Annotated in this window: 13 protein-coding genes; 3 read left to right on the top strand and 10 right to left on the bottom strand. The window is 45.7% G+C overall.

The window, feature by feature from the left end:
• Positions 1-199: 199 nt before the first annotated feature.
• From K5L93_RS12000 to K5L93_RS11990, 3 genes are read right to left on the bottom strand one after another with little or no spacing between them, the layout of a single operon-like run.
• On the bottom strand, positions 200-2,149 hold the full coding sequence (locus K5L93_RS12000; protein WP_220720061.1) for a DNA topoisomerase III: 1,950 nt from the start codon (positions 2,147-2,149) through the stop codon (positions 200-202).
• A 51-nt stretch (positions 2,150-2,200) separates the two neighbouring features.
• Complete coding sequence (locus K5L93_RS11995) at positions 2,201-3,346, bottom strand: glycerate kinase (RefSeq protein ID WP_220720060.1); 1,146 nt, start codon at positions 3,344-3,346, stop codon at positions 2,201-2,203.
• Positions 3,347-3,381: 35 nt separating this feature from the next.
• A complete protein-coding gene (locus K5L93_RS11990) occupies positions 3,382-4,284 on the bottom strand; it encodes a LysR family transcriptional regulator ArgP (protein ID WP_220720059.1) in 903 nt (300 codons plus the stop codon).
• A 91-nt stretch (positions 4,285-4,375) separates the two neighbouring features.
• On the opposite strand from K5L93_RS11990, the gene K5L93_RS11985 reads away from it, so the two are divergent.
• Positions 4,376-4,987, top strand: a complete 612-nt coding sequence (locus K5L93_RS11985; protein ID WP_220720058.1) for a LysE/ArgO family amino acid transporter — start codon at positions 4,376-4,378, stop codon at positions 4,985-4,987.
• Here the strand turns inward: K5L93_RS11985 and K5L93_RS11980 are convergent.
• The 4 genes from K5L93_RS11980 to K5L93_RS11965 all read right to left on the bottom strand — a co-directional run bounded on the left by K5L93_RS11980 (position 4,984) and on the right by K5L93_RS11965 (position 8,650).
• Complete coding sequence (locus K5L93_RS11980) at positions 4,984-5,529, bottom strand: hypothetical protein (RefSeq protein WP_220720057.1); 546 nt, start codon at positions 5,527-5,529, stop codon at positions 4,984-4,986. The two genes, K5L93_RS11985 and K5L93_RS11980, sit on opposite strands and share 4 nt — an antisense overlap.
• A 27-nt stretch (positions 5,530-5,556) precedes the next feature.
• Positions 5,557-6,087, bottom strand: coding sequence for a hypothetical protein (locus K5L93_RS11975; protein WP_220720056.1), 531 nt, complete (start codon positions 6,085-6,087; stop codon positions 5,557-5,559).
• A 193-nt stretch (positions 6,088-6,280) separates the two neighbouring features.
• On the bottom strand, positions 6,281-7,174 hold the full coding sequence (locus tag K5L93_RS11970; RefSeq protein WP_220720055.1) for a DMT family transporter: 894 nt from the start codon (positions 7,172-7,174) through the stop codon (positions 6,281-6,283).
• 129 nt (positions 7,175-7,303) lie between these two features.
• Entirely contained in the window at positions 7,304-8,650 is a 1,347-nt protein-coding gene (locus K5L93_RS11965) for a class II 3-deoxy-7-phosphoheptulonate synthase (RefSeq protein WP_220720054.1), read from the bottom strand.
• A 320-nt stretch (positions 8,651-8,970) separates the two neighbouring features.
• On the opposite strand from K5L93_RS11965, the gene K5L93_RS11960 reads away from it, so the two are divergent.
• Positions 8,971-9,246: a hypothetical protein gene (locus tag K5L93_RS11960; protein ID WP_220720053.1), complete on the top strand. Its 276-nt coding sequence runs from the start codon at positions 8,971-8,973 to the stop codon at positions 9,244-9,246.
• 167 nt (positions 9,247-9,413) lie between these two features.
• Here the strand turns inward: K5L93_RS11960 and K5L93_RS11955 are convergent, their stop codons facing one another.
• A complete protein-coding gene (locus tag K5L93_RS11955; protein ID WP_220720052.1) occupies positions 9,414-10,025 on the bottom strand; it encodes a GNAT family N-acetyltransferase in 612 nt (203 codons plus the stop codon).
• A gap of 194 nt (positions 10,026-10,219) precedes the next feature.
• Between K5L93_RS11955 and K5L93_RS11950 the strand changes: the two genes are divergently transcribed.
• A complete protein-coding gene (locus tag K5L93_RS11950) occupies positions 10,220-10,459 on the top strand; it encodes a GlsB/YeaQ/YmgE family stress response membrane protein (RefSeq protein ID WP_220720051.1) in 240 nt (79 codons plus the stop codon).
• Positions 10,460-10,523: 64 nt separating this feature from the next.
• On the opposite strand, the gene K5L93_RS11945 is transcribed toward K5L93_RS11950, so the two are convergent.
• Positions 10,524-11,354: a carbohydrate ABC transporter permease gene (locus K5L93_RS11945; RefSeq protein ID WP_016401909.1), complete on the bottom strand. Its 831-nt coding sequence runs from the start codon at positions 11,352-11,354 to the stop codon at positions 10,524-10,526.
• Between the two features lie 9 nt (positions 11,355-11,363).
• Positions 11,364-12,356 (bottom strand): carbohydrate ABC transporter permease, encoded by a 993-nt coding sequence (locus tag K5L93_RS11940; RefSeq protein WP_220720050.1) that lies wholly within the window; start codon positions 12,354-12,356, stop codon positions 11,364-11,366.
• Positions 12,357-12,388 lie beyond the last annotated feature (32 nt).

The following is a 12,388-nucleotide window of genomic DNA, read 5'->3' as shown; positions in this document are numbered from 1 at the left end:
AGCCATTTATTCAGCGTTAGCGAGTGATGATTAAGCCCACTTAACTGCACACTCACTGCCTTGCCTAAATGGCTAATAAATTGCTGCAAAAACCATCAGCAAAGATCAACAGACCCTAACTACTCTCAACAAAATTGCTTCTTGCCAAGCGCTCCAAACCTAGATGAGATTCACCGTTGAGCAATATAAAAAGCTGCCTCTAAGTGGCAGATTTAGCGTTAGTTTTGCTACGAGAACCCTTTTTATAAGCCTTGGTACTGCGTTTTTTGCGGTAAGGCTTTTTACCAGCAGGCTTGGCTAAACCGGCAAAAGCCTGTGCGTTAACACTGGCACTTTGCTCAACCAATTGGCTCAGCTGGCCTTGCATGCCTTGCATAAAACCTTGGTAGCTTTGGGCTTTTTGACTAATGGCATTAAGCTGGGTTTCCCAGTGGACGGTCATGTCTGGCCAAGTGCACAATGCAGGCAGCGCATTGATTAATGCCTTGCCACTATCACTAGCATGAATTTGTTTAGCTTGGCGCAGTAAAAAACCACGCTTGAATAACAGTTCAAGAATGCCTGCTCGCGTAGCTTCGGTGCCTAAGCCATCGGTATCTTTTAACACCGCTTTTAAGCTGGGATCTTGCACGTATTTAGCAATGCCGGTCATAGCCGCTAGCAAGGTGGCATCGGTAAAGGCTTTAGGAGGATGGGTTTGTTTATCTAGCACTTTGGCATCCACACACTGCAGCACTTGTCCTTGCTTTAGCGGCGGCAGAGTAGCCATGTCTTCTGCCGACTTTTTCTGGGGAAATAATGCCTTCCAACCTAACTCTTTAATCTGGTTAGCGGTGGCTTTAAAGTGCCCATCGGCAATAACAATATTGGCCTCGGTATGGGCGTACTGATAATGCGGATAAAATTGCAGTAGGTATTGGCGGGCAATCAGCTGATACACATTGCGTTCGGCCTCTCCTAATTTCGCCACTGCACAACGTTTTTCGGTAGGAATAATCGCATGGTGGGCGTCAACCTTGGCATCATTCCAAGCCTTGCTGCGTTTTGTTAAATCGGCGTCTACACAGGCCTTTTCTAAGTGCTGACTATTAGCCTGAATAGCAGCCACTACCTTAGGCGCTTCGGCATGATGCTGCTTGGGTAAATAACGGCTGTCGGAGCGAGGGTAAGTAATTAGGTTATGTCGCTCGTACAAACCCTGGCATATATCCAAAACTTGTTTGGCGCTATAAGCAAAACGCTTGGCTGCATCAATTTGCAAACTGGATAAATTGTAAGGCAGCGGTGGCGCTTGTTGTTTATCTTGCTGTTTAAGTGATTGCACCAAGCCCGCTTGCTGATTCACCCGTTTAACCACATGCTCAGCTAAAGGCCGGCTAAGCACCCGCCCTTCATCATCTTGATAAGGCTGGCAAGCTTCGCTAGGTTGCCACAGCGCGGTAAAAGCTTCTGCTTGCTCGGTGTGCAGATGGGCTTCTACTTGGTAATAGGGTCGGCTAACAAATTCGGCGATCTCTTGATCACGCCGTACCACTAAACCCAAAATAGGGGTTTGTACTCGCCCAACCGACAATACTCCCGAGTAACCTTGCTGCTGGCCTTTTAGGGTATATGCGCGAGTTAGGTTAATACCATATAACCAATCGGCGCGAGAGCGCGCCAACGCAGAGGTAGAAAGGGCTGAGAACTCTTGATTGGATTTTAGCTGTTTTAAGGCACGACTTACTGCCGCTGGGTTTAAATCACTAATCAACAAGCGCTGGCATTGCTGTTTAAGTGCCACTTTGGCTTTGCAGTGTTCAATTACTAAATCCACCAGCAATTGGCCTTCACGGTCAGGATCACCAGCATGCACAATACTGCTGGCTTGTTTCACTAAGCTTTTAATCGCTTTAAGCTGCGAGGCAGTTTTAGATTTGGCTTTCCACTGCCATTTGTCGGGGAAAATAGGTAAGTGTTCTAAGCGCCATTGTTTAAATTTAGCGTCGTAATGTTCTGGTTCGGCTTGCTCCAACAAGTGACCAATGCACCAAGTTACGCAATCGCCATTGGCCAGCTGAATATAGCCATTCTGCTTTTGTTGGGGTTTAGGCAATACCGCGGCGATGGCGCGGGCAAGGCTGGGTTTTTCGGCAATATATAAACGCAATGGACTACAACAACTGTGATTTTATACAGTTATTGTAGTCACTTTTAACACTTAGCCAAGCATTTGTTGGCTAAGTTTGAGGGTAGCAGCCACATTTTTAGCAGAGACAAATAGGTTTTGCTCGGCTTCGCTTAATGCTTGAGAAAGATCGCAAGGCCCAGGCACTACCGAAAATACCGCATCAATGCCGTGTTCATGCACCACTTCATAACCGGGCAACATCGCCCCCGCTAAAGCAATCACCGGCACGTCAAATTGCATGGCTATTTGCGCTGCGCCATAGGGGGTTTTACCGGCAATGGTTTGGCTATCAATTCGCCCTTCACCGGTTATCAATAAATCCGCCCCTTCTAAACTAGCCGCTAAGTCCACGGCTTCGGTAACAATTTGCACACCGGGGCGTAATTCTGCCTGCATGAAAGCTAATAAGGCCGCGCCCATACCACCAGCAGCGCCACTGCCAGCAACATGCATAATATCAATGCCAAATTGGCTAAATACTACCGATGAAAAGCGGCCTAAAGCTGCATCAAGCTGACGAATCATCTCGGGGGTTGCGCCCTTTTGGGGGCCAAACACCGCACTAGCACCGTGTTCACCACACAGTGGATTGTCTACATCACAGGCTACTTCAATATCTACGTCGGCAAGGCGTGGATCTAAGCCCGAGATATCAATGCTTTCTAAATCAATTAACTCGGCACCACCACGTTTTAAAGGCTTGTTAAATTTGTCATAAAACTGCGCACCTAAGGCTTGCAACATACCTACGCCAGCATCGTTAGTTGCGCTGCCACCCAAACCAATAATTAACTTGGTTGCCCCAGCATCTAAGGCAGCGCTAATCAGCTCGCCAGTACCATAACTAGAGGTTTTGCGCGGATCTCGCAAGGCTGGTTCAACAAGATGCAAACCTGAGGCTGCGGCCATTTCAATCACCGCGGTTTGTTTATCACCTAATACACCAAAAAAGGCTTCTACAGGATTACCCCTTGGACCGGCGGCCAACACTGGCATGATTTGCCCATTGGTGGCATCAACCATGGCTTGTACGGTACCTTCGCCGCCATCGGCCAAGGGGACTTTGCAATATTCGGCATCGGGGAATACTTGCTGGAAGCCCTGTTCTATCATTTCGGCCGCTTCCATGGCGCTTAGGCTTTCTTTAAATGAATCGGGCGCAATTACTATTTTCATCGGCTTTCCTTTTCAATCTGTAGGCTGGCTGCAAGTTACTGCTGGGGCAGACAATTTTGGGTATAACTGCGGATCTGCTCACTCAGTTGTTTCATTAACTTACCTGCTAATTGCCAGTGATGCCAGTACAACGGCACCCTAACTTGTAGGCTAGGTGTAAGGTTAATTAAACTGCCATCGTCCAGATGTTTAGCCACTTGCAAGCTTGAGTTAAGGCTATAGGCTCCACTGGCTAAAGCCAGCTCCATAAAGGCTTCAGAAGAGCGTACTGTATGGCAAGGGTATTGCCCCGGACTTAAAGAAAAATGCTCTAACAAAAATTGAATATGCATATCATCGTGCTGGTCAAACGACATGCCCGGTGCATGGCTTAAACTGTCTCTGTTCACTCCCTTTGGAAAAAATCGCTGCACAAAATCAGGTGTAGCCACACACAAATATTCCATGTAGCCCAAAAAATGACTATCACTGCCAGCAACGGGAGTAGCATGGCTAGTTACGCAAGCCAGCACTTCGCCACTGCGCATCCGCTGCCAAGTACGCGATTCATCTTCCACGTATAAATTCATCTCTACCCGTTGCTGCTGCAAAATAGGTGTAAGTGCCGGAATTAGCCAGCTAGCAAGGCTGTCGGCATTTACCGCTAAAGGCAAGGCCTGCACCCGAGTTTCCCCCTCGCTCAATTGATTAACTAGCTCGGTTTCTAGCTGTACCACGCGCTGATAATGCCCCAGCAGTTGCTGGCCTAACTCTGTAGGCATAAGCGGCTGAGAGCGAATTAACAACGGTTGGCCCACTTGGCTCTCTAGTGCTTTAATCCGCTGAGAAATAGCCGACTGGGTAAGATGCAAACGTTGAGCGGCGCGCTCAAAACTCTGCTCAGTTAACACCGAGTCCAAGGCTTTTAACAACTTATAATCAATATCACCCAGCTTCATTAGTAAAACTTATTTAGCATTAAAATTATTAGATATATTAAAGCAGCTCTTATGGTTATAGTCCTGCCATTGTTTTTAACGAGCTTAACTCATGATTGCGACTTACTTCACCGGCCTTAGCTTAATGGCCACTCTGATCATGCCCATCGGTATGCAAAATGCGTTTGTACTAAACCAAGGCATTCGCCGTCGCCATCACTTGTTAGTGGCGAGTTTTTGCTCTTTGGCCGATGTGTTTTTTATGTGTTTAGGGGTGTGGGGCGGCGCCAAACTGTTTAGCGCCTACCCTTGGTTGCTGTACACCATTAGCATACTAGGCGCCGGCTTTATGATGATGTATGGCTTTCAGTGTTTACAACGCGCTTGGAAAGGTGAGAGCAGCTTGGAGCAAGGTGAAGCCAAACATGAACTAAAAGCGATTATTCTGGCCTGCTGCGCCTTTACCTTTTTAAACCCCCATGTCTACATCGATACAATTGTCATCTTGGGTGGATTTGCCGCTAACATTAGTGTGGAACAGCGACCGATATTTGTCGCCGGCGGAGTGAGTGCTTCATTTTTATGGTTCTTTGGTTTAGCGCTACTAGGAGCCAAATTAGCCCCTTGGTTAGCCAAACCGCGCGCCCAGCAAGTTATCGACAGCTTAATTGGTTTAATGATGTTTGGTTTAGCCATTTACTTGCTCAAGTTTGTATTTGGCTAAATCTGATAATTCTCCCGCTTGCCAATGTCGTAGTGCATTGGCTGGCGACATTTCTGGTAAGCAATATAAATAGCCAAGGCTGCAATACTCAATAACAACAAACCACGCAAGCTTAACCAAGGGCTAAAACGCAATAGGTAGTCAACAATTAACAAGGCGCCTAACCAACGAAGCCAGCCCAGTTGAAAACAAAAGCTCTCTTTAAATGCCAAGGCACTTATCACCAAGTAGAAACAAGCCAGCGCGGCATGAGAAAGCACTGGCCAATGCCACAAGTAAAATGCCATTGCTAACCATAGCCCCAGCCACGCAGCCCCTTGCACTAAATAACGAATAGCTTTGCTATATAAGTGTAAATTAAAGGCTTGTAATGCAATGGCTGCAGCCAATAACCACAAGGGCTGCCACATTACACCAAGCACCAAGGCTTGATAGGCCGCAGCAGCAAAACTAAGACACAGCAATAGCCAACCAACACGATAGAGGCTCACGCTAATTTTATCGATAGTATCTAGCTGTTCTTGATGCCCTACATCGGCCATGGTGTACTCCTTTACCCTACTAACGGCTTAATGCCTACTTAAGTCTCTGGCTAAAATTAGCGCCAAGCCAATAATTTGCAGAAACAAAGCTAAGTTACGTAGGCTAGAGATCCAGCCCATTTGCTCGGTGTAATCATCCATCAAATCGAGATTTTGCAAATACCAATTATCAATTCGATTACGTTGTTGATCTTGGGCTTTAGCGATTTGCTCATCTAGCTGCGGAAGGTTCTCTAGATCAAGAGAGGGCAACGATGCCATATCTAACCAATATTTTAAATCGTTTTGCAGCAAAGCTTGAACTTGGGACGGAATAGTTTGCTGATTGTGAGCAGCACTGGTGAGTAAACTTAAAATAAGCTCTCGTTTGCGTTCTAAGGCATCTATTTGCAACCAAGTTTGTCGAATTAAATTATCGTTGGCGGTTTGTTGCTGTACCAATTTGTGAGCGTCTTGGCTGACTCGGTCGATATAAAAGTTGGTCATTAGCGCAGCCACCACATTGAATAGCAATCCAATAGAAACCAACACTTGTGTGCGTGTGATTGACCAAGCCATAACCCTTCCCTTCGCCACTAAGAAGCTCAAGCTAAGATACAACAAGCACCTCTGCTAGCTGCCCGCTTAGTTGCTTGGCTACCTTGTTAGTTTAAACCTATCAACTAAGACCAGCTTTAAGCGGTTTGCATTTCTTACCTTCGCTTGAGCTTAAGTATGGTTAGGGCTTTGATTTATTACTAGGGTCTGTTACTTAGCGCAATTTGGATTTACGCGCGGCAAACACTTGTCGAGGTGAAAAGCCGGTGACTAAAGCGGTGCCTAGCAGGATAACCATGGTGCCAACTACTGTGCTCCAGCCAATGCTTTCTTGCAAAAACACACTGCCCCAGAAAATGCCAAAAATAGGAATTAAGAAAGTAACCGTTAACGCCGACGATGCACCAACATCACTAATTAGGCGATAGTAGAGCAAGTAAGCCACTCCGCTACACACCACGCCTAAAAACACTACCGACAACAACAAAGAACTGCTTGGCGTTTCAACGACCGGAAAAAACAACAAAGTGGGCAATACCAAAATGGTTGACGCCCACATGCCACCATGGGCATTAGCAAAAGGCTCAACCGATTTAGCCGAGTGTGCATAACTACTGGCAATGCCATAACACACGGCAGCGCCAATAGAGGCAGCAATGGCCAATTTAGCGCCAGGCTCAAGGCTGGCGTTATCAAACCCCACTAAAATAGCCACCCCCACTACACCAATCAGTAAGCCACAGACCTTTTTCACCGGTAGCGCTTGGCGCAGCCATAGGGCCGAGATTATTGCTCCCCAAATCGGGGCGGTGGCATTAAGAATAGACAACAAAGAAGCCGACAAGGTTTGCGCGGCATAGGCCAGCAATAAAAATGGCAGGGCGGAGTTGAAAAAGCCCAAGATGAAGTAGTGCCGCCAGTGCTGCATAAGCTGCAGTTTCTTTTTTAAGAAATAGCCCACAACCAATAAAAACAAGGCCGCAAAACCCACCCGCAACTCAATCAGCATGGCAGGGCCAAGCACTGGCGCGGCAATGCGCATAAACAAAAACGAACTTCCCCAAATCGCCGAGAGCAACAACAAGCGAATAACACTGGCTAGTTCCATTTAGCTTCCCTAATCCTTAAATCAAAAATGCAGTGTGCAACAAACTAAAATAACAAGCGACCCGATAATTGCTCACAACAACAAAAAAAAAGCCACCCAAGGGTGGCTTTTAGCAAGTAAGCAAACAGCTTAGCGAGCGGCTTTAATGTGATCCGCAATTAAGAATGCCAACTCCAAAGCTTGGTCTGCATTTAAGCGTGGGTCACAGTAGGTGTGGTAACGCTGGGCTAAATCATGTTCAGTGATCTGGAAAGCGCCACCGACACATTCGGTCACGTTGCGGCCAGTCATTTCAAAGTGAACACCACCCGCGTAAGTGCCTTCGGCTTTATGAATTTGGAAGAACTGCTGAACTTCACGTAGTACGTCATCTACGCGGCGCGTTTTGTAACCATTTGGCGCTTTAATGGTATTGCCGTGCATTGGATCAGAGCTCCACACCACGTTTTTACCTTCGCGCTCAACCGCTTGAATTAACGCAGGTAAGTGGTCTGCCACTTTATCTGCGCCCATACGTACGATTAAGTTCAAACGACCCGCTTCGTTGTTCGGGTTAATAATATCGATAATGCGTAATAGCTCTTCTGGGTCAGTAGTAGGGCCGGCTTTTAGGCCAATCGCATTTTCTACGCCACGTAAGAACTCGATGTGAGCATGGTCGATTTGACGAGTACGATCGCCAATCCATAACATGTGTGCCGAACAGTCGTACCACTTACCAGTAAGGCTGTCACAACGTGTTAAAGCTTGCTCGTAAGGAAGCAACAAAGCTTCGTGTGAAGTGTACAAGTTGGTTTCACGCAACTGCGGCGCAGTAGCTGGGTTAATACCACAGGCGCTCATAAAGGCCAGTGACTCTTCAATGCTGCTAGCTAATGCTTCATAACGCTCACCTAGTGGGCTTTTCTTAATGAAGTCCAAGTTCCATTTATGTACTTGGTTTAAATCAGCTAAACCACCTTGAGCAAAGGCACGTAACAAGTTCAAGGTTGAAGTTGATTGGTTGTAAGCGTCGATCATACGCTGCGGATCAGGCACACGACTTTTCTCGTTAAAGTCGATGGCGTTGATAATGTCACCACGGTAAGAAGGCCAGCTTTCACCATTAATGGTTTCCATGTCTTCACTACGCGGCTTTGCAAACTGGCCGGCAATACGGCCAATTTTAACCACCGGTTTTTGACCACCAAAGGTCAAAACCACAGCCATTTGCATTAGTGCTTTAAAGGTATCGCGAATATGACTGGTACGGAACTCATCAAAACTCTCAGCACAATCACCACCTTGTAGTAAAAATGCTTCACCCTTGGCTACTTTGGCTAAGTCTTCACGTAAAGCGCGCGCTTCACCAGCAAAAACTAGCGGCGGCTGACCAGCCAAATACTTCTCGGTTTGTTGAAGCTTTTCTTGATCAGGGTAAGTGGGTAATTGTTTTACTGGTTTGTCTCTCCAGCTTGAGGGTGTCCATTGCGTCATGTTGCGTTCCCGAGAGTGCTCTAAAAAACTCCCATAATAGGCATTCTAGAGCGCATGAAAAGCGCTAATTTTAGTTTTTTTATGCAAGCCTAATTTTTTATGACTTCACTGCAGCAATAAATCGTAGATTACCATCGCCAAAACCAACTGAAACAGTTCACATTTTCATACAAACCTACACTTTCTATCATAGAAGGAGCTTGGGGTATTCATCATATTTTCAATAAGATAATAGCTTTCACGATACCTGTGAATTAAACATCAACAGCCTTAAGAAACGTAGCCAAAGTAGCAGGAGTAACGAAAAATAGGGCGTACAAGTGGTGACAAAGACAGCCAAGGTTGCTGAAAAGACATGGATTAAATTTGAGAAAGCAATTACAAACTCTGAAGACTTGCCAAATAGCAGCACTCAACAATTAGCTGGTTGCAAACCTTCCACCTTAACATCTATCTCAGTTAGTACCTCCTTACATACCATTTCTAAAATTGCAGAAGGCATTGGGAAAGAAGCAGCGAAGCAAGGCTTCACCTCATCAATCTCAACAATTAATGAGCTAAACCACAATGCTTGCAATCAAGTAATCGACGATTAAATCATCAATATCACAGTCACCCTCAGCAAAACAAAATAGCTCCAATTAACGATACCGAAGATATCAGTAGCGCTTATAGGCAAACAAGCAGCTGGCTAGACACATTGCTTAAAGCGGTTAATCGATAGCCTCTGTAAAAAGTCTTTCAGCATTTCACTCCTGCTGGCTTAAGCCCTTGGCGAATAGCACGCTAGCTTGTGTTGTAAGCTCCGCTTCACCGTGGGCCACTCATGATTAGTGATTGAAAACACCACCGTGTCACGATAACACCCTTGATCATCCACACTATGATTACGCAAAACGCCATCTTGCTTGGCACCTAAACGGGCAATCGCGGCGCGCGATACTTGGTTATGCCAGTGGGTTCTAAATTCTACTGCAATCGAATCTAGCTGCTCAAACGCGTAGCCTAACAGCAGCAACTTACATTGGGTATTCACCGCCGAGCGCTGGTAACTTTTAGCGTACCAGGTATAGCCAATTTCCAAGCGTTTATTCACCACATCGGCATTGCAAAAACGGGTTGCACCAATCAATTTATTTGAGGGTTTATCCAGCACTACAAAGGGCAAAGCCACACCTTGCTGCTTTTGCAACAAAGCATTATCTAAATACGCATCTATATTGCTGGCGTTAGGCACGCTGGTATACCACAACTCACTCAAATTGCCATCGGCTTCGGCGCTGAGTAAGGCATCACGATGGCTTGGCAATAAAGGGCTAAGCAATACATCTTTACTGGCTAACTCGGTTTCAATTAAGTAAGGCTGTTGACTCATTGGGCATTCCAAATGGGGTACTTAGTACAACTCAGATTAATACGCAAGCAGATGAATAGAAAGCAAAAAGCGTGGTTAAAAATCAAACTACAGGCGCTGTTGTTTTGACTACACTTAAGCGTAGTGATTGCAGCATGGTTACTCTTTATTGTTGGCTGCAACAAGCAAACTTTCACAACAAACTAAGGATCATTATGGGCATCATTATTTGGTTACTGATTGGCGCGGTAGCGGGTTGGTTAGCTGGCAATATTATGAAAGGCGGCGGCTTTGGTATTGTAGGTAATATTGTGGTGGGTATTGTTGGTTCGGTAATTGGAGGCTTTGTCTTTGGATTACTGGGCTTTGGCAGTACCAGTATGTTGGGTTCGCTGATTACCGCAGTAGTGGGCGCAGTGATATTGCTCTATATCGTGAGCATTGTGAAAAAATAAGCCGCAAAAGATGAAACAAAAAAGCCAGCTAACAAGCTGGCTTTCATTATTACTTAAAATTTGTTTAACCTTTCACAGCACCTGCTGTTAGGCCGTCGATCAACTTACGAGAAGTCATCACAAACAAGATCATTAATGGTACTACCGCAATGGCGGCACCGGCACAAATTGCCCCCCACGGTACCTGACCTGTACCTTGCAGCGCACGTAGTGCTAGCGGCACGGTAAACATCTTCATGTCATTCATTACAACCAATGGGCCCATGAAGTTGTTCCACTGACCAATAAAGGTAATAAGACCAAGCGTACCAAAGGCAGGTGTAATAAGTGGAACCACTACACGCCAGTAAATAGCAAACTCGTTACAACCATCCATACGAGCCGCTTCAATTAGCTCTTTTGGAATCGCACTTGAGATGAACTGACGCATCATAAAGATACCCATTGCACCACAAGCCATTGGAATGTAAAGCGCACGTGGTTGGTTCATCCATTCCAGCTTAGACATGATCAACGCGGTTGGAATCATGCCCAAGAATGGAGGTAATAACATGGTGCCCATAATCAAAATGAACATTAAGTTACGGCCTTTGAACTCAAACATGGCAAATGCATAACCCGCCAACGAACAGAAGAATAAGTTCAGTATTGTAGTAATTAAGGCTACGTAGAAACTCAAACCAATGTTGTGCCAAAAGTACGGCAATGCGTCTAACAAAATACCCACGTTGTTAATGAACTCTCCACCAAACCACACTGGGGGTGGCACCGACAAAATCGATGAGTTGGTATGCGTTGCAAATACAAACATGAAGTAGAACGGGGCCAACATGATGATTGAGCCCATCCCCACGATGAAATAAGCAATAATATGGCTTTTAGTTAATTTATTCATAATTCGGTCCTACTTCTTCTCACCGAGCAATTTATTGTTACCCCAGGTGAGGAAGGCAATCAGAGCAAACAGAATCCAAGAGATAGCTGATGCAGTACCAAAGTCACCCTCTACGAATGCGGTAATGTACATGTGCATTGCGGCAGTTTTACCTGCTTGCTCAATACCACCCGTACCACCGGTAATAATGAACGGTTCTTCAAACAACTGCAGGTTACCAATAATGGTTAAGGTTACCGCGAAGAACATCATCGGCTTAAGCATAGGCACAGTGATGTACCAGAATTGTTGCCAACGTTTAGCGCCATCCACAGTGGCCGCTTCATATAAATCTTTTGGAATGGTTTGCATTGCAGATAAGTACAATACGGTGTTCCACCCCACATAGCGCCAGAACACTACGAAAGCAATCATCGTTTTAGTATATTCAGGACGGTTCCAATCAATATTGGCCGTCGGGAATAACCAAGCCAAAGGTTGAATGTCGCCTACTGTCCAGTTACCTGCTGAAGTGAACAGCATGTTAATCATGCCGAAGTCACGCGAGAACAAGGTAGTAAATACCAAGGAAATCGCTACCGACGAGGTAATGAAAGGCAAGAAGTACATACCCACTACCGTATTACGGCTGCGTTTAAAGCTGGTATGTAAAAAATAAGCCAATGGAATAGCAACAACGTGCTGGGGGATACCCGCAGCCAAGGCTATCCAAATAGTGTTATAAACAGACGTTTGGAACCAACCATCGGTTAAGGTAAAGGTAAAGTTCTCGATACCTACCCATTCCATAGCACCTAAACCAGCTGCCGGCTCCCAGTAATGAAACGATAGAAATAAAGAAAACAGTAAGGGAAATAACCCAAACACAGCAAAAATAACAAAAAATGGACTGACAAATAAGTAAGGAGCCCACTTATAGCCACTAGCATTTAGTCGCTGCTTTAGGGTCCGCTTTCTAATTTTAACTACTGGTGGTCTTACGGCAGACTCGACAGAAGACATCTTTAACTCCCGACAAAAAGAAAGAGAGGGAG

The organism is Agarivorans litoreus (genome assembly GCF_019649015.1).
GTDB lineage: Bacteria > Pseudomonadota > Gammaproteobacteria > Enterobacterales > Celerinatantimonadaceae > Agarivorans > Agarivorans litoreus.
This window is presented reverse-complemented; position numbering and strand designations above follow the sequence as displayed.

Excerpts from the sequence above, each read along its gene's own strand:
- K5L93_RS11940 (WP_220720050.1), bottom strand. The coding sequence starts at position 12,356 with ATGTCTTCTGTCGAGTCTGCCGTAAGACCACCAGTAGTTAAAATTAGA.
- K5L93_RS11975 (WP_220720056.1), bottom strand. The coding sequence starts at position 6,087 with ATGGCTTGGTCAATCACACGCACACAAGTGTTGGTTTCTATTGGATTG.
- K5L93_RS11945 (WP_016401909.1), bottom strand. The coding sequence starts at position 11,354 with ATGAATAAATTAACTAAAAGCCATATTATTGCTTATTTCATCGTGGGG.
- K5L93_RS11990 (WP_220720059.1), bottom strand. The coding sequence starts at position 4,284 with ATGAAGCTGGGTGATATTGATTATAAGTTGTTAAAAGCCTTGGACTCG.
- K5L93_RS11970 (WP_220720055.1), bottom strand. The coding sequence starts at position 7,174 with ATGGAACTAGCCAGTGTTATTCGCTTGTTGTTGCTCTCGGCGATTTGG.
- K5L93_RS11980 (WP_220720057.1), bottom strand. The coding sequence starts at position 5,529 with ATGGCCGATGTAGGGCATCAAGAACAGCTAGATACTATCGATAAAATT.
- K5L93_RS11950 (WP_220720051.1), top strand. The coding sequence starts at position 10,220 with ATGGGCATCATTATTTGGTTACTGATTGGCGCGGTAGCGGGTTGGTTA.
- K5L93_RS11995 (WP_220720060.1), bottom strand. The coding sequence starts at position 3,346 with ATGAAAATAGTAATTGCGCCCGATTCATTTAAAGAAAGCCTAAGCGCC.
- K5L93_RS11985 (WP_220720058.1), top strand. The coding sequence starts at position 4,376 with ATGATTGCGACTTACTTCACCGGCCTTAGCTTAATGGCCACTCTGATC.
- K5L93_RS11955 (WP_220720052.1), bottom strand. The coding sequence starts at position 10,025 with ATGAGTCAACAGCCTTACTTAATTGAAACCGAGTTAGCCAGTAAAGAT.
- K5L93_RS11965 (WP_220720054.1), bottom strand. The coding sequence starts at position 8,650 with ATGACGCAATGGACACCCTCAAGCTGGAGAGACAAACCAGTAAAACAA.